The 21,748-nt window shown below is 41.3% G+C and carries 16 protein-coding genes; 13 read left to right on the top strand and 3 right to left on the bottom strand.

Translation table 11 applies throughout. From position 1 onward, the window contains the following. Nucleotides 1–29: 29 nt before the first annotated feature. From H9N25_RS08550 to H9N25_RS08600, 11 genes are all read left to right on the top strand, one after another. Nucleotides 30–341: a hypothetical protein gene (locus tag H9N25_RS08550; RefSeq protein ID WP_190328603.1), complete on the top strand. Its 312-nt coding sequence runs from the start codon at nt 30–32 to the stop codon at nt 339–341. A gap of 380 nt (nt 342–721) precedes the next feature. Further along, nucleotides 722–1,282 carry an RNA polymerase sigma-70 factor gene (locus H9N25_RS08555; protein WP_190328604.1) on the top strand — a complete coding sequence of 187 codons (561 nt, stop codon included), beginning with the start codon at nt 722–724 and terminating at the stop codon, nt 1,280–1,282. A 67-nt stretch (nt 1,283–1,349) separates the two neighbouring features. Then, nucleotides 1,350–2,546: a FecR family protein gene (locus H9N25_RS08560; RefSeq protein WP_190328605.1), complete on the top strand. Its 1,197-nt coding sequence runs from the start codon at nt 1,350–1,352 to the stop codon at nt 2,544–2,546. A 217-nt stretch (nt 2,547–2,763) separates the two neighbouring features. After that, nucleotides 2,764–6,174 carry a SusC/RagA family TonB-linked outer membrane protein gene (locus tag H9N25_RS08565; RefSeq protein ID WP_190328606.1) on the top strand — a complete coding sequence of 1,137 codons (3,411 nt, stop codon included), beginning with the start codon at nt 2,764–2,766 and terminating at the stop codon, nt 6,172–6,174. 35 nt (nt 6,175–6,209) lie between these two features. Then, entirely contained in the window at nt 6,210–7,769 is a 1,560-nt protein-coding gene (locus tag H9N25_RS08570; protein WP_190328607.1) for a RagB/SusD family nutrient uptake outer membrane protein, read from the top strand. A gap of 14 nt (nt 7,770–7,783) precedes the next feature. Continuing rightward, nucleotides 7,784–8,545 (top strand): DUF6528 family protein, encoded by a 762-nt coding sequence (locus H9N25_RS08575; RefSeq protein WP_190328608.1) that lies wholly within the window; start codon nt 7,784–7,786, stop codon nt 8,543–8,545. A 20-nt stretch (nt 8,546–8,565) separates the two neighbouring features. Beyond that, a complete protein-coding gene (locus H9N25_RS08580; RefSeq protein ID WP_190328609.1) occupies nt 8,566–8,835 on the top strand; it encodes a hypothetical protein in 270 nt (89 codons plus the stop codon). A gap of 45 nt (nt 8,836–8,880) precedes the next feature. Continuing rightward, entirely contained in the window at nt 8,881–9,966 is a 1,086-nt protein-coding gene (locus H9N25_RS08585) for a DUF6528 family protein (protein ID WP_190328610.1), read from the top strand. 5 nt (nt 9,967–9,971) lie between these two features. Beyond that, nucleotides 9,972–11,885, top strand: a complete 1,914-nt coding sequence (locus tag H9N25_RS08590; protein WP_190328611.1) for a beta-N-acetylhexosaminidase — start codon at nt 9,972–9,974, stop codon at nt 11,883–11,885. Nucleotides 11,886–12,002: 117 nt separating this feature from the next. Continuing rightward, nucleotides 12,003–15,059, top strand: coding sequence for a glycosyl hydrolase (locus H9N25_RS08595; protein WP_190328612.1), 3,057 nt, complete (start codon nt 12,003–12,005; stop codon nt 15,057–15,059). 119 nt (nt 15,060–15,178) lie between these two features. After that, on the top strand, nt 15,179–16,165 hold the full coding sequence (locus H9N25_RS08600) for an NAD-dependent epimerase/dehydratase family protein (protein WP_190328613.1): 987 nt from the start codon (nt 15,179–15,181) through the stop codon (nt 16,163–16,165). Nucleotides 16,166–16,209: 44 nt separating this feature from the next. On the opposite strand, the gene H9N25_RS08605 is transcribed toward H9N25_RS08600, so the two are convergent. From H9N25_RS08605 to H9N25_RS08615, 3 genes are all read right to left on the bottom strand, one after another. Continuing rightward, nucleotides 16,210–17,079 carry an alpha/beta fold hydrolase gene (locus H9N25_RS08605; protein ID WP_190328614.1) on the bottom strand — a complete coding sequence of 290 codons (870 nt, stop codon included), beginning with the start codon at nt 17,077–17,079 and terminating at the stop codon, nt 16,210–16,212. 176 nt (nt 17,080–17,255) lie between these two features. Beyond that, complete coding sequence (locus tag H9N25_RS08610) at nt 17,256–17,978, bottom strand: LytR/AlgR family response regulator transcription factor (protein WP_190328615.1); 723 nt, start codon at nt 17,976–17,978, stop codon at nt 17,256–17,258. Then, entirely contained in the window at nt 17,975–18,991 is a 1,017-nt protein-coding gene (locus tag H9N25_RS08615; protein WP_223833676.1) for a sensor histidine kinase, read from the bottom strand. The genes H9N25_RS08610 and H9N25_RS08615 overlap by 4 nt, the downstream gene beginning before the upstream one ends. 266 nt (nt 18,992–19,257) lie before the next feature. On the opposite strand from H9N25_RS08615, the gene H9N25_RS08620 reads away from it, so the two are divergent. Next, entirely contained in the window at nt 19,258–20,613 is a 1,356-nt protein-coding gene (locus tag H9N25_RS08620; protein ID WP_190328617.1) for a TolC family protein, read from the top strand. 98 nt (nt 20,614–20,711) lie between these two features. Continuing rightward, a complete protein-coding gene (locus H9N25_RS08625) occupies nt 20,712–21,746 on the top strand; it encodes an efflux RND transporter periplasmic adaptor subunit (RefSeq protein ID WP_190328618.1) in 1,035 nt (344 codons plus the stop codon). The last annotated feature ends 2 nt before the right edge of the window (nt 21,747–21,748 follow it).

Genomic DNA, 21,748 nt, shown 5'->3' on the forward strand with positions numbered 1-21,748 from the left:
AGCCTATTTTTACTAGAAAAAAGCAAACCATGAAAAAAGTAATTTTGGCCTTTTTCCTCACTATTGGTATAGGAGGGATAGCACAAGCACAGATTTTGGGCAAACTCAAAGCAAAAGCAAAAACTGCTGCAGAAACCTCAGTCGATCGCTCTACAGATAAAGTTGTAGACAAGGCTGTAAATAAAACCGCAGATAACGTTACCGACAAAGCAATAAACAAAGTAAGCGATAAACTGAACAACTTGTTTAAGAAAAAAAATAAGAAACGTCCTGATACTGTTCCATCTGTAGTACCAGATTCGGGCAAAACTGCAATCAAACCCAATAATCAAAACAAATAGGTTTGCTCCATAAAATTAAGAAGTGGCAATAAATTGTAGTTTTTCCAAACTGGAATATCAAAATCCAACTTATTATACATGCCAATCTTCGCGCTCAAGTAATCTTCTCAAGGTAAGTCCATTTTTAAATTACCTTGAGAATTACTGCATTTCAATATAATTTTTCGCTGTAAATCTTCAATAATGAACACGATAAGCTATAAAAAACGCTTTAGGCGTTAAAAAAACTTTAAATCAGTATTAGCCATTCACGACAAAAATAACCAGGTATATATGAGTCAGTAATATTTAATAGAAAGTTAATACATTAGGACTTGCTTAATTGCAATTTTTTTTTGGAACTTTATCTTTTTAACAATCTTAAGCAAGATATAAGAGCCATGGCTGCCTACAGCAAATTTACTGATGAGGAATTGACTGCCTTGCTTATAGAGGGAGACCATGCTGCATATACCGAGATTTATCATCGGTATTGGAAAAAGCTGTTTTATATAGCCGGAAAAAAACTGGGCAATATGGAAGAAGCAGAAGAAGTGGTACAGAATATTTTTATGTCGCTTTGGAACAGAAGAGCAGTTATTACCATCACCACTACTTTGGGTGCCTATCTTACTACCTCGGTAAAATACTGGATCATTAAAATACTAGATAAGCAGTACCATCAGCAAAAGTATGCCAAGAGTATTGCCAGTAATGTACTTGACGATTCTACCCAGCAATGGCTGGAGTTTCTGGACCTGAAAGAAATTCTAGACAGGTACGTCTCTGAACTGCCCGAAAAGTGCCAGCTGGTATTTAACATGAGCAGAAACCTGAACATGTCCCAGAAACAAATTGCCGAAGAACTTAATATTTCTGAAAAAACAGTTGAGGCGCATATGGGAAAGGCCATAAAAACCCTACGGACAAGGTTTAATCACTTCTTTTTGATTTTGTTGTAATTTTTTTGAGGGGGAACTAAGGGATTTCCATTTTACGATGGATATTATAGTTACAGACCCCTAAAAAATGGAACATTCAGAAGAACTACAAAGATATAGATACCTTGCCTCAAAATGGCTGGACCACAGCATTACGGAAGATGAGCTTAGGGAGTTTAATGATTGGTATAATACAAACCTTGAAACACCATTAAACATCCCGAGTTCTTTTGCTGCAACCGAGCAGGTACTTGAAGCGCGGATACTCCAAAAATTAAACGACACACTAGAAGTTAACGCAATAACAGAAGACAGTAAATACAAAAATGGCAGCATAAAAATTGGCTGGCCTATACGTATTGCGATAGCTGCCTCCATTCTAATTGCCTTGGGCACAGGATTATGGTTTTATCAGAGCCAGACAATAGCACCCCAATTACAGGGTGTAACCCACACCGATATCTCTCCGGGTAAAAATACCGCTATGTTGACTTTTTCAAATGGCGCAGTCATACAACTCAGCGACAAAAGGAAAGCGGTATTCGTTACCCATAACAAATTAACATACAATGATGGCAGTGTAGCGGGCTTGGGCAGCCAAGACAGAAATATTGCAGCAGGTGAATTGATTACTGCAGTTACCCCAAAAGGAGGGACGTACCAGGTAATTTTATCAGACGGAACCCGTGTCTGGTTAAATGCTGATAGCAAATTATCATTCCCCTCACAGTTTACCAGTAATAAACGGGAAGTAAGTCTTAGTGGAGAAGCTTATTTCGAAGTCGCTAAAAACAAGGCAAAACCATTTGTTGTAAATTATGGTAGGGCAGAAGTGGAGGTTTTAGGTACTCATTTTAACATTATGGCCTATAAAGATGAGACAGCCAGCAAAGTTACCCTACTTGAAGGTGCAGTCAAAATAAATAATGGGGCAGAAAAAGTTGTATTGAAACCTGGGCAGCAAGCAGAAATTTCTGAACGTACAGGGCAGGCAATTATACTCAATAATGAAATTGATACAGAACAGGCCGTTGCCTGGAAGGATGGATATTTTATGTTCGCTAATGAACCAGTTGAAAGTATCATGCGTAAAATAGAGCGTTGGTACGATGTATCTATTGTTTACCAGGATAACCTACAGGACAAAGCCTTATGGGGTACGGTGTCGCGGTATAAAAATGTGTCGGAAGTTTTAAAACGCCTAGAGCTTACAGGAGTGGTACGCTTTAAAATGGACAACCTAAACGGCAAGGGGAAAGAAAGGAGGATAATTGTTATGAAATAGCAATACACCATTTCAGCATAATTATCTAAAAAACCAGGAGCGATTGCAGCGCCCCGGTTTACCCGCATCAATGCGGTTTAGGTGATTACTGCCGGTATAGACAATATAATAAGATCAAACAAATTATTGAACCAACCTAATATTCAAAGATATGGAATTTTATCCTTATGAACTCTGTAATAAAAAACGTTACGGGGGTTATAAACTATTTTTAATCATGAAACTAATAGTTTTTTTTCTCCTTATTGGTTTGCTGCAGGTAAGTGCTAATGGCTTTGCCCAACGGGTAACGCTGTCAGAAAAAAATGCAAAGCTGGAGCAGATTTTCAATAAAATCCGCAAACAAACCGGTTATGACATTTTGTGCGATGCAGATATTATCAAACAAACCAAACCAGTTACAATAAATGTAAAAGACACCCCATTAACCACTGCGCTTAAAAAATGTTTTGAAGGGCAACGGGTATCTTTTAGCTTTATTCAAGACATGGTCGTTGTTAGAAGAACGACCGACCTTTTGCTTTCCGAAATCAACCTCGTTACAGTTAAGGGAACTGTAACAGATACAAAAGGCTTGCCATTACCTGGTGTTTCGGTTAAACTCAAAGGTACTTCTTCAGGTGGTGCAAGCACCAACAAGGACGGTAATTACACAATAACAATACCTGAGTTAACCGGTATCCTTGTTTTTTCCTATATTGGTTATGCCCCAAAGGAGGTTCCTGTTAATGGCAAAACTACTATAGATGTTCAATTAACGGAATCGAATACAGCATTAAACGAAGTAGTTGTAGTTGCTTACGGAACGCAGACTACAAGAAACATAGTTGGATCTGTTGCAACGCTATCGGCTGCCAATATCAAGGATCAGCCAACGGGAACTTTTGCTGAAAGATTAACGGGAAAACTTCCGGGAGTACAAGCCGCTCAAGGAACCGGACGCCCTGGCCAGGGTATGGATATCCGCATACGTGGAGCCGCCTCGCTAACTTCATCGGTAAGGCCACTGGTTGTTATTGATGGAATACCTATGATTGGTAACCCAGATAACATCAATAATATCAATCCTGACGAGATTGAGTCTTTCTCCATATTGAAAGACGCTTCGAGTACTTCCATGTATGGTTCGCGCGGAGCCAATGGGGTTATCCTCATTACAACCAAACGGGGTAAATCAGGCGCACCTAAAATTGAATTTAACAGCTATTACGGACTTGCAGAAAACATGAAAGAGCTGAAGCCTGAGGTAATGGATGCTACGCAGCTGGCTACTTACATGAAAGGTTTTTTTGAAGATAAGGCTTTATATGAAGGTTATACAGGAGGTGTACCCGGCGCTTACCAAAACCCCGAACAATATGGTAAGGGAACCGACTGGTACGATTTACTGACCCGTCAGGGTGCCGCCCAGAATTATAGCCTGGCCATTTCCTCGGGCAATGATAAATCTGCCTTGAGCATAACAGGAGGTTATTTTGATCAGGATGGTATTGTAAAAAACACAGGTTATAAACGTTTTTCGCTACGTATAAACGGCGATGTAAAATTGACCGATAATATTAAGTTAGGGGTAAGCCTTGCTCCATCGGTGCAACTTGAGCACAACAACAGGCAAAACAGAGCAAATAGTTCAGGTTTCAATGTTGACGGGCAAAGGGCAATTTTTGCTTCAACTCTGATGATGCCCACTATGGGATCGCCATATAACGCGGATGGCTCTTTAGCGTTAGGGGTTGGATCTTTTCCGAATCTGTTTGTTTGGGCGAATCCGTTGCGACAGTTAACTGAAATTAATGATGACGTTAAAAGAACACGTGTGCTGGGTAATATCTTTGCAGAGATTGGTTTTTTAAAACATTTTACCTTCAGAACTTCTGCCAATCTTGATCTGGGAAACATGCAGGCAAAAAAATTCGTGCCATCTACCGCATTCGGAGGATTTAATGATGTACCGGTCGAATTTCCTGTTGCAGGAAGCAACGATACTGCTTTGGGCGAATCATATACAGAAAACCCAACCACCTGGTTAAACGAAAACCTGTTGAGCTACAAGAATACTTTCGCTAAAGACCATTCATTGGAGGTATTAGCCGGTTTTACTGCCCAGCGTTTTGATGTTTACTCTTCACAAATTGTTGGGCGCGATTACCCTGATAACAGCGTACCTTATTTAAGCGCTGCTACGCGTTTTACAACAAATACATCAGCCGCTTACGCCTGGACCATGTTATCAGCCCTTAGCCGTGTAAATTATACGTATAAGAACAGATATTCCCTTCAGGCTTCGGTAAGGAGAGACGGTTCATCGCGCTTTGGTTCGAATAACAAATGGGGAACTTTCCCTTCAATAGGTGCTAACTGGATTGCCAGCGAAGAAGCGTTTTTAAAGGATTTTTCTAAAATAAGTTTTTTAAAAATACGGGCCAGCTATGGTTTAACAGGTCAAAATGAGTTTGGCGGCAGTCTTGTCAACCAGAATTATGCGCATACACCAACTATAGGCAATAGCAATTATGTGTTTGGCAGTGTATTGGCCCCCGGAAAGGTACAAAGTGGTTTAGGAAACATTGATTTGGTTTGGGAACGGAATAAACAGCTAGATCTGGGGATAGATATTGGCCTGTTTAAAGACAGGATTAATTTTACCTACGATTATTATAACAAATATACTGATGGCTTATTGTTTACCGTTCCGGTACCGCACTCATCCGGCTATACCAGCGTACAGGATAATTTGGGCGACATTAAACAATGGGGACACGAATTTACCTTAAGTACCAAGAATTTAACAGGTGCATTTAAATGGAATACTGATTTTAATATTTCTTTCAATAGGAATATAGTTAAGAAAATCGGTGTAAATAATATATCATTTGCCGATAATCCTTCGGGAGTATTGTCTGAATTTACCGACTGGAGAACAATTGTGGGCAAGCCGATAGGCCAATACTTTGGTTATGTGTTCGATGGCGTGTTTATGAACCAGGCAGAAGCAGATGCAGGTCCTAAATACTATGGTACAAGCCCAACTACATTATCGCAGGCAGGAACTGTACGTTACAAAGATTTGAATGGCGATGGTAAGATTACGTGGCCTGAAGACATGACTATTATTGGAAATCCTAATCCCGATTTTATATTCGGTTTCACCAACAGCTTTGCATACAAGAACTTCGACCTCAATATTGTACTTTCTGGTACTTATGGTAATGATCTGTACAATGGTATGGAAGAAAGCACCTATAATCTTGATGGGGTTTTTAATGGTCCACCAGAATTGTTGCAGCGCTGGCGTTCAGAAGCAAACCCGGGAAATGGTTTGGTTCCGCGTACATTGGCCGGAACAACAGGGGCTTATCGCGCCAATTCAAGCAGATGGGTCCATGATGCTTCACATATTACCATCAACAACATTGCGTTGGGCTATACTTTCAGGAATTTTAAAAAATTAACCTATATAAAAAGCCTGCGTTTGTACACTACTGTACAAAATGCCTACATATTTACCAGTTATCCTGGCAATCCTGAAGTGAGCATAAACGGCCTGACCTCTGTTGCACAGGGACAGGATTTAGGGGCATACCCAATACCCAGAACATTTACGTTTGGGATTAACCTTGTTTTATAAATTGATGTACAGTTCTCATCTAAAAAGCATTAAAAATGAAAAAGCATATTTTATATAGCATCATTATACTTACCCTGGGATTAGTTTCGTGTAAAAAGTTTCTAGACGAAAATAATCCGAACAGCATCAATCTCGGCAGTTATTTTAAAAGCCAAAATGATTTTGATCTGGCGGTGAACGGGGCTTATGCCCAACTTAGAGGCATATACAACAACAGAAGTGCCTGGCTTATGGGCGAAATGCGGTCAGATAATGCGCATTACGATTATACCCCGACTGATCAGGCGGTAGCAACTTTTAGTAAATGGGCCATTGCCGATTTTATTAACGATGGATCTAATATCGAAACCCCGGCCAAATGGGATGCAGCGTATAATGCCATATCAGCAGCAAACACCATACTAGATCATATCAATGATGTGGATCTCGCTGTAACTAGTAAAAACCAGATCATTGGCGAAGCTAAATTTATACGCGCACTTTCCTATCTTGAACTGGTACGGTATTTTGGTGGCGTACCTATTTATCCGCGGGCCCCGTTAAGTCGAAACGAAACGTATATAGCCCGTTCATCAGCACAGGAAGTCTATGATTTTATTATAGCTGATGCAAAAGATGCAGCAGAAAAGCTTGCTCCACCTTCCTTTCCTCAAACTGGTAGGGCCACAAGAGGAAGTGCGCTTACCTTACTTGGCGATGTATATGTAACAACAAAAAAATATGACCTGGCAGAAGCGGTATTAAAACAGGTTACCCAAATGAATTATGGCCTGATGACAACCTATCCTGATGTGTTTCAGCTTGCCAATAAAAACAATAAGGAATCAATATTCGAAATCCAGTTTAATACCGGTTTGTCAACCCCTCAGGCAAATACAGGAGGAAATGTTTACAATTATTTGCCTAGAATGACGAGCACTACAATCATAACAGGCGTAAATACAAATACAGTAACAGCTCCTGGAGGATACAACACACCAACCCAGGAACTGATCTCAGATTATGAATCAGGAGATCAGCGGCTGGATGCGACTATCGCAGTGGCAGAAGGCTCTTTCAATGTAAATGATATATTTACTGCTACTGCGGTTAAATCTGTTGTTGGATACACGCCACCTTCGGGTAAAGTAGGCAGACCCTTTGCCAAAAAATTTCTTCATGCACACACCATTGCCAACCAAACAAACGATAACCTGCCTATTTACCGCTACGCAGAAGTGTTGCTGCTGCTGGCCGAAAGTTTAAACGAACAAGGTGGAAAATCGGCACAGGCATTACCTTACCTGAACCAGGTTAGGGACCGAGCATTTGGGGCAGGTAAAGGTACAATTAGCACGACCGATCAAAATGCATTAAGGGCTATTATACTACATGAAAGACGGGTGGAACTGGCTTTTGAAAATAAACGCTGGATAGATCTGGTAAGGACCGGAAATGCAATTACCGTAATGAATGCTTTTGGGGTAAGCCAAAAGCAGAGATTCAGCTATTTACAGGCGGGGACTTATAATATCACCCAGGAAAAGCTATTATTTCCAATTCCAACCTCCGAAATAATGCTGAATGATAAACTTAAACAAAATCCTGGTTACTGATTATTCCGAACGTCATGAAAAGATTTTTTATTTTATATGCCATTTTTACACTGGCACTGAATTGGTCATGTGGTAATAAAAAGACCACAGAACCCCCGGTTGTTAAACCTCCTTTTGTAAGCAAGCCACCTGAGGCCTTTGCCGGCTTTTTGACGGTGCTTACCAACGATGCCAGCCGGAAAATTGAAATTTACGATCCAACAATAGAAAACTGGAATACTGCCGAGGCGAAGAAATGGTCATGGGCACCTACAACTGCGCTTGGCTTCGTTACTGCCGATATCAATACTTTTGGTGGCGGGACAGATTTTAAGCTCAGAAAAGTTCCGGTATGGAATAATGCCGAATATGCAGCACTCACTGATAATGGCTTTGCGGCCATTATCGAATATCCTTCGGGTAAGCGCAAATGGTCAAAACGCCTTAGCGGAAACCTTCATTCGGCAGAACTGCTGCCCAATGGAAATATCGCCATCGCTGCATCAGATGGGGGCTGGGTTAGGCTATATGCTTCATCGCAAGGGTCAGATCAGGAATATTATGCCGAATATCCCCTTATTTCAGCACATGCCGTTTTATGGGATCCCAAAACCAATGTACTTTGGGTTACCGGTCAGCATGCCATAACCAAGGCGCATATTATTACCGCGCTTGCCATTGGGGTACAGATGCTGTTCCGGAACTTACTGAAATTGATTCCTGGAGAACTACCATTCCATCTGCCTGGGGGCATGAAGTATCAGCTTACTATGGCAATGACAATTTACTTTGGGTAACCAGCAATGGCGGAGAGTATGTGTATAACAAAACGACCAAGACTTTTTCCATCGCCCCAACCGCAGGCCTCACCTTTGTTAAGGGGATAGCAAACCAGCCTAGCGGGCAAATTGTGCTGACCCGTCCTGATTACAATAAAAATCCACGTCCTGCAATGAACTGCGGTTTGAACGACTGGAGCACAAGTACGGTAGATTTTTATTCGGCCAACGGCCAGCTCGATGGCTCAAGGGTAGTAAATGGAGCATGCTTTTATAAAGTTAAGCTGCTTAACAGTAACTATCAATAACAGCTTCTGTACAAGCTTTTTCATACACAATCAAAATGTATAAAGATGAAAACATTAAATGCTAAAATCATATTCTTTTTATGTTGTTCAATCCTATTTTTGGCATGTAAAAAAGAAAACAAACAGCAGGAAGCGAATAAGCTTGCTGCTGCAAACAAACAATTAAATGCAAATGCTACGGCAGCAACAGCGCTGGCTAGCTGTTGCTGGATCGGTACCACCAACCAGGCCAATGCCACCATGGAAGCCTACGACCCTGTATTAACGAGCTGGGCCACCCCTAAATGGTCGTTTAAGCCAACAACAGCATTGGGATTTAATGCTACTACAGAAATACCTTTATGGGGCTATGTGAATGATTTAAAAGTTAGGAATAACAACCACTGGGGTTCTGGTCAGGTGATTACAGCCCAGGCAGAAAGATTATCGGTAATTGCTAAATACCCGGGCGGACAACGCATTTGGGCAACGGGATTTCCGGCTGATGCAGGTGTGCATGGTATGGAAATTCTCCCCGACGGAAATTGTGTGGTAGCTGCTGCCGGCACAAACTCTGGTACCGGTGGTAATTATATCAGGATCTATTCTTCTTCACAGGCTGCGCCTAATCAATATGTAAATACAATTTATCCGTTGAAAGCTGCCCATCAGGTACTGTGGGACCCTGTTAACAATTGCTTATGGGCAATTGGCGATTCACTGAAAAAGTACGCTTATAATACCGCTGCGAGTGGAGGCACGGTTTCCAACCCGAAGCTGTCTAAAATAGCCAGCTACTCACTTCTCAGCCCCTGGGGGCACGATATTGCACCTTATGATGGTGATACCGATAGGCTGCTGATAACGACTAATGGTGGTGTTTATATATTCAGGAAATCTACCGGTGCATTTATCGTAGGAGCAGGCGCAATAACAGGTGCCGCACAACGTACCTTTGTGAACTCGGTAAGTACCCTGCCAGGCCAGAACACCATGGTGCAGACCTATAAAGATCCTGGTTGTCCCATTAATGGCTGGTGCAGTACGCATGTAGATTTTTATAACCTCACCACCGGCGCATTTCTATATTCACGTACGGTTAGTTCTGCAGGATTTTACCGCGGAAAATCATTTGACCCCAATTATCTTTAAAATCTATGAGATCAACGATAACGGCAGGATACATATTTATTTTATTGTTCAATTTTGCCTTAACAAAAGCACAGGAAACCGGCCATAGGAGTGCCATTATTCCTGCTCCTGTGACGTTTGAAAAACACGCGGGCGAATTTGTGTTCAATGAACAGACCGTCATTACAGCCGATGCTACTGGGCAGCCACTGCTCGGTTTTTTTAAAGCCTACCTTTCTGGCCTAAGCAAATTTCCGGGAGGGCAGCCCGCCAAAGGGATGCTTCCCCAAACGGTAAAAAATAAGCCGAATAGCATCCTGTTTACCAGCAAAGGCGCAGAAAATCTGCCAGATGAAGGCTACAAGCTTAGCATTACGCCGCAGACCATTGTGGTGACGGGCAAAAAAGCGGGGTTATTTTATGGGATGCAATCGCTCATCCAGCTGTTCCCCGTAGAAACTACAGGGGAGCTGAGGCTGCCCTGCCAAAGCATTAGCGACTATCCAAGATTTGGCTACCGTGGGCTGATGCTCGATGTATCACGTCATTTTTTTACGGTTACTCAGGTTAAAGATTTGCTCGATATGATGGCACACTATAAATTAAATCGCTTTCACTGGCACTTAACCGACGATCAGGGCTGGAGAATAGAGATTAAAAGTTTGCCAAAACTTACACAGGTAGGTGCTTTTAGGGTGCCCCGTATAGGCGATTTTGGCGCAATGGATCCGCCTAAACCTGGAGAGAAGGCCACAGATGGTGGTTTTTATACACAGGATGAGATACGTGAGGTGATCAGGTATGCTGCAGAAAGAAACATCCAGGTAATGCCCGAAATCGATGTGCCTGGCCATTCCATGGCCGCCATTGCCGCTTATCCCGAACTTTCCTGCACACAGGATACCAGTATTAAAGTAAATCCGGGCAGCAGTTTTGCCAAATGGTTTTCCGACGGGAAGTATGAGATGTATATCGACAACACCCTTAACCCTGCAAACGAAGCAACCTATGTATTCCTAGACAAGGTTTTTACTGAGGTTGCCTCCTTGTTTCCGTATGAGTATATCCATATCGGTGGTGATGAGTGTTTTAAAGGGTTTTGGGAGAAAGATGCTGGAATACAGGCGTTCATGAAAAAAATGAATATCGCAACCACCCATGAGTTGCAGGGCTATTTTATCAGCAGGTTGAATAAGATCATTAGTTCAAAAAACAAAAAACTGATCGGCTGGGATGAAATACTGGAAGGCGGATTGAATGACCAGGTTGCCATTATGAACCGTTTTGGAGAGAAAGGGGCCATAGCCCAATTAAAGAAAAAACTGAATATTGTTCTAGCACCTGGAAATAATGGTTTATATTTTGATTATGCACAGAGCCAATCAGATATGGAATCCATCAATCACGGAGGCTTTTCGCCGGTCTGGAAAGCTTACGCGTATAACCCCGAATATGAATCATTAACAGCCGAAGATAAAAAACATATCCTGGGTGTTTCCGGCTGCGTGTGGACTGAACATATTCCTTCTGTTTCCAAATTACAATATATGATATTTCCGAGGATGTTTGCGCTTGCAGAAACGGCATGGAGCCAGGAAAGCAACAAGGATTATAAAGGATTTGCTGAAAACACCCTGCCAAAGCATCTCGAAAAACTGGATAAAGCCGGCTACAATTACCGCGTACCTACACCTTTTGCCTATACCGATACTACCCTTGTTGGAAAACAGTTTTATTTTGACCTGAAAGTGCCGATGGCGGGAGCAAAGATATATTATACGCTGAGTAACCGTTTACCCGGCGATGCCGATCATGAATATCGCGGGCCGATAAGCCTCGATGTTCCGGAGGGAAAAAAAAGAGTATTGAAAATATTGGTGGTTTCGCCTTCAGGCCGTAGAAGCGTGGTTACGAACATTACATTGGATAACAGCATTTAAAGCAAACACACAAATGAAATTAAAACAATTATCAGCCCTTGTTCTGGTTGCCGGATTGCTGGTTCTCTTCGGTTTTCAGCTAAGAGAAGAGCAGCCTAATCCGGCAGTTTCGAAGTATTGAAAAGAAGCTTTAAAAATCCTGTCAGCGCCTACGGCACAACCCCATTTTGGGTTTGGAATGCGAAGGTAAGCAAGCCGCTAATCGATTCGATGCTGCTCGATTATAAGAAAAACGACTTTTCGGGGGTAATCGTTCATGCCAGGCCCGGACTGATTACCGAATATTTATCAGCAGAATGGTTCAGTCTGTTTGAATATGCCGTGCAACAGGGCAAAAAGCTGGGGCTTAAAGTGTGGATCTACGATGAGAATTCGTATCCTACCGGTTTTGGCGGCGGCTTGGTTCCAGACCAAATGCCAGAGTCGTATAACCAGGGGCAAATGTTATACATGAGCGAGGCAGAGCAACTTCCCGATAACCTTACCGATATCTTCATCGTTCTGAAAGCAGTTAACGGATCCTTTGTAAACGTCAGCTCAAACCTGGCTGCAGAGCACGGTAAAACAGGAAAATATCAGATTTTTAAAAAGGTAAATTACGAAAAATCGAACCGGGGTACGGTGGCAGGCCCTATTGGATCTTCTTATGTAGATCTGATGGCCAAGGGTGTAACACAGAAGTTTATGGATATCACCTTCAAGGGATATGAAAAAGTTGCCGGCCGCGAATTTGGAAAAACCGTTCCGGGTATTTTTTCTGATGAACCAACCATTATTAATGAAGGAAAGGATTGCGTACGCTGGACACCTGATTTGTTTGCCAGCTTTAAAGAAAAATGGGGCTACGATCTGACCCTGCATCTACCTTCTTTGTTTGAGGAAACCGGAAACTGGAAAAAAGTAAGGCACAACTATTATCAGACCCTGTTACAGTTGTTTATAGACCGGTGGTCTAAACCTATGTTCAACTATACGCAGCAAAAGGGCTTAACCTGGACAGGGCATTACTGGGAACACGGCTGGCCAAGTCCTTATCACGGACCAGACAATATGGCCATGTATGCCTGGCACCAAATGCCGGGGATAGACATGCTGTTTAACCAATATAATGAAGAAAAGCCGGTACAGTTTGGCAACATCAGGGCGGTTAAGGAGCTGAGTAGTGTTGCCAATCAGCTTGGTAAACAGCGTACGCTTTCAGAAACCTATGGCGGCGGAGGTTGGGAACTCACATTTAAAGACATGAAACGATTGGGCGACTGGGAATTTGTACTGGGTGTGAATTTTATGAACCAGCACCTTTCGTTCATGACCATTACCGGGGCAAGAAAATACGATTATCCGCCCAGCTTTTCTTATCACGAACCCTGGTGGCCGTTTTATAAAACGCTGAACCAGTATTTTGCCCGATTGTCGCTTTGCCTGGCCTCAGGTCAGCAAAAAAATGAAATACTGGTGCTGGAGCCAACAACTTCAGCCTGGATGTATTATTTCAAGGGTAAGGAGAATAAACGCTTCTTTGAGATTGCAAAAGGTTTCAACGATTTTGTTACCACTTTGCAAAAACAGCATGTAGAGTATGATCTGGGTTGCGAAAACATCATCAAAGACCAGGCGAAAATTGAAAACGGAAAGTTTGTCATAGGGCAGCGTGCATATAGTACGGTGGTTATCCCACCCGGGATGGACAACTTGGATGGCCCTACATTTAACCTATTGAAAACATATGCCAGTCAGGGTGGCAAAGTAATCCTGTTTGAAAAACCGGGTTTTGTTGACGGAAATACCGGTATCTCCGACAATTTTTTCAATGCCGGTCATTCAAACATACAACAGGCCATGGCTTCAGATAAAATACAGGTCATGAAGGAGCATTTGCTGCCAAGCGATTTCAGAATTTCCGCTGTTAGCGATAAAGGAATAGGGGGTAACCTCTATTACCAACGTAGGCAGCTTGCCGACGGGCAATTGGTTTTCCTTTCCAATGCAAGTATGGACGCTGCTGCAACAGGCAGTGTGGCACTTAAAGGTAAAGATGTACTGCTTATGGATCTTTTTAAAGGCGAAATTGATGACTACCCTGAAAAGAGGATTCAGGACAAGATTGAATTTAATTTTACCATCCCACCGGCAGGGAGCATGATGGTTTTTGTATCTGATAAGAAAGAAGCTGGTTTTAAGGTGGCAGCGCCTCTAATAAACAAAGAAGTGATAAAAACGTTGCCGGCTAAAGTTCTCCGTCCCGATGAAAACACGCTGATGATAGATTTTTGCGACCTAGAGTTGAAACGCCCCGACAGCGCATACCGCGATCTGCATGTTGGGATAGCTTCTAATACTGCTTTTAAACATTTTGGCTTTAAAGACGGGGTAGGAAATCCCTGGAACAACCGCACACAATTTAAAGACAGGATAGTTGCCCGCGATACTTTCTCTGCTGGAAGTGGTTATACCGCAACTTATCATTTTGAAATAGATAGAAATGTAAAGCTGAAGCACTGCCGTGCCGTAATAGAGCAGCGCGGGCTTTGGAACAGCGTAACCATAAACGGGATAAAAGTAGAAGCCCAACCAGGTAAATGGTGGCTTGATCGGTCTTTTGGTGTTTTTGATATCGCTAAATACCTTAAACCTGGCAAAAACAGCCTGGCCCTGTCGGTTTCGCCTATGCGGGTGTATGCCGAAATAGAACCGGTATATATCCTGGGTGATTTTAATCTGGCTGCAGCTGCCAAAGGCTGGAAGATTGTGCCCCCGCAGGCGCTTACATTTGGCTCATGGGATAAACAGGGACTGCCGCTTTATGGACAGGGCATTAAATACATTAAAGAACTCCAGGTTCAAAAAGCTGGAATACCGTGTATCCTTAGAATGAAAAAATGGAAGGGTACTGTGGCTGCAATAAAAGTTAACGGTGCTTCGGTTGGGATTATCACTTCAGAGCCGAATGAGCTTGATATAAGTTCTTATCTGAAAAAGGGGAACAACCGTATAGAAGTAGAAGTGATCGGAAGCCTGAAGAATCTGTTAGGACCTCATCATAATAAACCTTTGCCTGGACTGGTAGACCCCGGTAAATGGTATAATGTGAAAACTTATCCTTCGGGAAGTGATTATCAGACCTATAGTTATGGACTGGAAGAGGATTTTGACTTATTGACGTATGCTAAATAGTTTAACAATAAACTATCTGTTCACAATCCTTTTGGTTGCAAACACATTAAAGCAATATGTTTTCTGCTGATTGCAATCCTGCGTATATTTGAATACTATTTTTTTAAAACCAAGCTATTATGCGAATTTTAGTTACAGGAAGTAGCGGGCATCTGGGCGAAGCCATCATTAGAACATTACTAAACACAAAGACAGATTATATAGGTATTGACCTGAATCCATCTGAGTACACAACGGTAACAGGCACTATAACTGACAGACACTTTGTTGATAAATGTATGAAAGGGGTCGATGCGGTCATTCACACAGCAACACTCCATAAACCTCATGTTGCTACACATACCTATCAGGATTTTATCGACACGAACCTGACCGGCACACTGAATTTACTGGAAGCGGCAAGGACAAATGGGGTAAAGGCATTTGTTTACACCAGTACGACCAGTACCTTCGGCGACATGCTTACACCCGAAGCAGGAAAACCTGCTGTATGGATCACAGAGGATACAAAAGCAATCCCTAAAAATATTTACGGCGTGACAAAAAATGCGGCCGAAGATCTTTGCCAGCTGTTTTACCGCAACCATCAATTGCCTTGTATTGTCCTAAAAACCTCGCGCTTCTTTCCAGAAGCAGATGATAAAAAATCAGTACGCGAATTATACGACGATGAGAACCTAAAGCTGAATGAATATCTTTACAGAAGGGTGGACATTGAAGATGCCGTAAATGCTCATTTATTGGCTATTGAAAAAGCAGGGAGTTTAGGCTTTGCTAAATATATCATTAGTGCAACGTCGCCATTTTCTCAAAGCGACTTGCTGGCTTTAAGATATGATGTCCCAGGTGTATTAGCAAAAATTTTCCCTGATTATGAAGCCATTTATCAATCCAGAAATTGGATGATGATGCCTACTATTGACCGCGTTTACGTGAACGAAAGCGCAAGAATAGAACTGGGGTGGAAACCACAATACGATTTTGGCTATGCTTTAACATGTCTGAGAGAAGGAAAAGACTTCAGGAGCGAGCTGTCAAAGCTGGTAGGCATAAAAGGATATCATCCCGAAGTGTTTGAACATGGTCCCTATCCGGTAAATGAGTAATGATGCGACTTTCTATTACAAAAATTTGCAATTAGAACTTACATTTATGGCATCCCGCTTGACTGAAAAAAGATTGATAAGGCTTTTGCAATTTTTTCCGGACTGTTGTCGTTATCAGCGGCTATATGTCCTAAACCGTGGAATTCTAGGCGCTTTACTTGCGGCAAAACATTGTTTAATTTATCAAGTGCAAGTTTAAAGTAACGTTGGCTCCTGGTTCCACCCATCAGCAGCATTTCAGCTTTAATCTCTTTACACTGATCTATAATTCCAGGTGATTGATGCACCAGCATGAGATCGTATTGCATTGTTGGTATTAAGGATTTTAACGAGACACCATCGCCCACTTGTTTCTTCGAATCTGCATTTATCGCAATATTTAGCAATGGTGCAATAAGAAAAGCTGGTAAGGATGTAAATAAAGAGGGGTCATCGGTGCCTTTTATGGCCGCGAACATTGCTTTTCCAAGATTTCCACGAGAGAGAGCTGATTCATAGCGACTGCCCCAGGCCGCAGGATCAGTTCCTTCGACTGGAATCGGAGGTTCGTAGAGTGCTACTTTTTTAAGCGCAGGTTCTATGATAGCTGTTTGAAGTACACAAATAGCACCAGAACTAAGCCCAAATATCTTATCCGTTGCTGTCTTATGGATTAGCGCCTGCAAATCTTCGCTTTCTGATCCAATGCCATAGTTGGGGCCAAACGGACCGCTTAAACCACGACCACGCCTGTCTGGAATATAAACAGTGAATTCATTGGATAAGAAGCTGGCAAGTTTCATGAAATTTTTAGAAGTCATCATGGCGCCATGGACAAGAATAACTCCTGGCCCAGTCCCGGTTTGTTTATAACCAATTCTTGTTCCATCCTTTGACATAACATAGTTGGTAGTATATTTCTCTAAGAGAGCCATAGGCTGATCGGGTTTTATAATTAAAAATACGAAGAAATTGCGTTACCCAGCTTCAATTCTGTCCGATTAAATATGCTTATCTGAATTAGATCAGTATAATAAAAGAGGGTAGGTCTTTCAAAAAAGAAAGATTCGACCCAGATTTACTGCATTGATAAAGCGATGAAATACATAAATTACCTGCTCACAATCTTTTTTGCTACAAATTCGTTGAAAAAGAAATCCCTATAAATACTTCCGATAGGGATTTCGTTTGTACCGATGTATACCGTGTTATTATCCACTGAGTCAATGTGCTTAACATTGATGATATAGGATTTGCTAACTCTCACAAACATATCTTTTGGTAGTTGATCGTGGATTGTTTTGATGTTCATGGCCGTAATTACTTTCTGTGTTTCGCTGTGCATCACCACATAATCTTTTAAACCTTGAATAAAAAGTATGTTATTGAAATAGACTTTAAAAATTCTTCGCTCTGCTTTCACAAAGAAAAAATCATCTGCCACCTGTTCAACACTGTTATCAGCGTAATCTGCTTTGAATAATTTGGAGTAGGTGTGGGCTTTTTCAACTGCCTTTTGAAAACGCCCTAATTTTATGGGTTTTATCAGGTAGTCAATCGCATCTACTTCGTAACTGTCGGTAGCAAATTCAGAATAGGCAGTTGTAAAAACAACAAATGTTTCTTTTGGAATGGTACGGGCAAATTCAATTCCGTTAATTCCGGGCATGTGTATATCAAGAAAGATTAACTCAACGGTATTGTTTTCCATAAAACTTGTAACGGTTTCGGGGCCGCTGAATGAACCGATTAAATCTAAATCGTCTGTTTGATTAATCAACATCTCTATGGCCTCTCTTGCCAATGGTTCATCATCTATAATAATGCAGTTCATAATTTTATGGTTAAGGTTATGCAATATCTTTCTGAACCATCCTCAATACTTAAACTATGAGCGGTCGGGAACAAAAGTTCCAGTCTCCGTTTCACGTTTGTTAACCCTAATCCGCCAGTATTACCAATATTACTAACAGATTTAAGCACTGGTTTGGAGTTGATGCATTTAAAGAAAAGTTCGTCATTCCTAATATCAAAATACAGGTTTACATAAGACGATCTTGTTACATCGTTGTTGTGCTTCACCGCATTTTCTACAAACGAAATGAGCAACAAAGGTGGAATTTGTACGCCGTTCAGATCTCCCTCTTTTGAAATCAGGAAATCAAAACTATCCCGCCTTACTTTTTCCAAAGCTAAAAAATCTTCCAGGAAATGAATATCCGAAGTCAATAACACTTTATCTCTTGCACTGTCATAAAGCTGGTAGCGAAGCAGATCGCTCAGCTTCATTAAAACCTGCGAGGCCTTTTCAGGATCTTTCTTTGTTAGCACATTGGCATTGTTCAGCATATTAAACAAAAAATGTGGGTTGATCTGGTTTTTCAATTGTTCTAATTCTGCATAAGTTTTAGACTGTTTCAGCTCGTAGATCAATTGCTTGTCCATCATTCCCTTCTGAAAAAGTTTTATGGAAGAGGAAGCCGCGAGCAGCAACACAGTAAGGAAAGAAAAAAGCGGGATGTTAAGCCCATGATCCTTATTAAAAGGATTGAAAAAATAGCCACAAATACCCATTATAACAAGGATGCCAATAACAGATAAGCAGTATTCAATATTTTTATTCCTGAATAAAAGTGTTGGCACCAGCACATACATATTTACATAGAATAATAACATAATATATACAAATATCGCCAACGGATTGGCTATTATAGAAGTGCTGTTGTACAGCACTGTACCCATAAAAGCAATGAATAACAGATGCCGGAATATCCTATGGCCAGGTGAAATCAGGAAACGAAAAAGTACGTTTTCGCTAATCGGCTGTTTATGGGTAAAATCATTCATTGATGAAATTGTATAGCACAAACTTAACATTTAAAGAGATGCTTTGATCTGCTTTTATACAAAAGCGTGTGCTTTTTATACGAAAGCAGGAAATACCATTAAAACGCATAAAACAAGAGATATTATATTGCTTAGTAGTGCCCCAATATGCTTTGCTATAAAAGATACCGAGTTTGGTATAATTCCCAAAAGGGTAGTTATCCCAAAAGGTAGTTTTACTTCCAAAATTGCAATCGGTAATCGATTTTATTAAAGATGAGAAACATATGAAAGCACCGCGAGGAATATATGTTATTACAATAGGCCGTAAAAAACATCTTATTTGCGTTGTAGCTTTATCCTTATTTTTCCTGAATATCTGCCAGGCGCAACAGAATAAATTTCACTCGGTTGACTCGCTGTTTTCCTACGTGTCTTCTAAAAGTATTACCCTGCAATCGGGTGAAATACGTATTGAACAGGCAAAAAAGGCCCGCCTGGCGGCTATCTTAAGTATTCCCGACATATCCGGCAGCTTATCCTTTAGTTACACGCATAACACGAAATTACCCGTCAATTTATTTCCTGCTTCAGTTTTCGGTGGGCAGGTTGGAACCTTCGTACCTATCCAGACTGGTATCCCTTTTGTGAGCACTGGCAATGAGAATATCGATGTAAAGCTGATAAACCATAAGGGCTGGGAGAACCTGAAACTTTCTAAACTAAACATCCAAAGCAGTATTGCCGATAACAAACTTACAATTAAGTCACTGTATGAAGATATTGCATCCACATATTATAATATCGTATCGCTACAGCAGCAATTGTCAAGCACTGAAAAAAACCTGCAAACAGCTGAGCGCCTATTACAGATAACTATAAATAAATATGCCGAGGGTTTAATAAAGCAACAGGACGTGAATGAGGCCAAGATCTCCTCTCTTGATACTAGGGAAAATTACAACCAGATCAAATACCAAATCCAGCAGCAATACCTCGCCTTGAAAATACTTTGCAACTTTCCGGAAGACGAACAAATTACCATACAAGACCGCCAGGATAGCTTGTTTTCTGATAAAGTACAGGTTGGACTGAGCAGGGTTGCCATCGAAAACAGTGAATTAAAAGAGAGTATGGCACTTTCCAATTACCGGCAGCAAAAATATGCGCTGTATCCCACTTTGTCATTTTTCCAAAGCCATAATACCCAACAGAACAACACACGAAACAGGTTATTTGACAGAAATGTAGATTGGTTTAACAGCAGCTATATCGGGTTAAAGTTGAGCATTCCAATCCCATCTTCCTCAACCATAAAGCAGATTTCGGAAGCAAACTATAACTATTTGCTGGCGCAGAAGGATACCGAACAGCAGAAAATTAAAGCCGGTATTGAACAGCGTAAGCTGGAAATTGACTATTACAAGGTCTTGAGCCAAATTTCGTCCTATAGGGAGATCGCTCAGCTGAGGAAAGAAAACTATGAAAAGAATCTCAACCTGTACCAGCAAGGGCTTATTGATTTGCAAAAGGTACTGGACAGTTATGAGGATATGGTAAACAGTAACTATAACCTGGTTTCGGCCCAGGTATCAGCATTGGCCGCAAAAACAAAAATTCATATTAATAATACCATAAGATGAAAAATCACTACATAAAAACGGCAATGGTCATTTTTTGTTCCATGTCTTTTTTTTCATGTGGAAGGAAGACTGAAGAAACGAAACCAATACGGAAAGACGTGACTGAAACAGTATTTGCATCGGGCATGCTGGAAGCAGGGCAGTCCTATAATCTGGCAGCAGAATCAGACGGTTACCTTGTTGCAGTTAATTTTGAAGAGGGAACTGTTGTCCATTCGGGAAATGCCCTTGCCGTAATTAATAATCTTGAATCAAAATTCAACCAGCAGAGTGCAAACAGCCTGTACATCATAGCAAAGAGCAACACCCATACTGGTGCTCCGACGCTACAGCAGGCACAAAATACCATAGAAGTAAACAGGAGTAAAATGGAACTAAACCTGGTCAACCTGAAACGATACCAGAAACTTTGGGCCGGTAATAGTGTGGCGAAAGTAGACCTTGATGATGCGGAATTACAGTACAAGACTTCTAAAGTAGACTATGAAAGTGCCATGGAAAATTACCGAAAGCTGCAACAGGAAGCAGAGCAGGAAGTGATAAATACCCGTGCCACGAAAGAAATAAACGACCTTGTGAGTGCCCGTAGCCTCGTTAACGCCATTGGTGAAGGAAAAGTGCTTAAAGTATTTAAAAAAAAGGGAGATTACGTGAAGCGTGGTGATGCGATAGCGTTAATCGGTAATCCCAACACCATCTACGCGAAAGTTAATGTAGATGAAGCGAACATCTCCAAAGTAAAAGAGGGGCAGGCAGCATACATACAGCTCAATACCCGAAAAAATAAAATTTACGAAGCCAGGGTAAAAGAAATCTATCCCGCGTTTGATGAGGCAAGCCAGTCATTCATCTGCAAACTTGAATTTACTGATACACTGGATTTTACGATAGCGGATACACAACTACAAAGCAATATTGTAGTAGGAGTAACTAAAGATGCGCTATTGATTCCACGCAATTATATTGATTATAGCGGTTATGTTCAGGTGAAAGGTGAAAAGAACAGGATAAAGGTCGAGACTAAATTTGTTAGCAGTCAATGGGTTCAGGTCTTAAAAGGCATAAGTGACAATACAATATTGATAACGGAAGACCTGCCCAAGAATAAACAAACTGAAGGAAAACCACAATGATA

The sequence above is a fragment of the Pedobacter riviphilus genome, assembly GCF_014692875.1.
Classification (GTDB): domain Bacteria; phylum Bacteroidota; class Bacteroidia; order Sphingobacteriales; family Sphingobacteriaceae; genus Pedobacter; species Pedobacter riviphilus.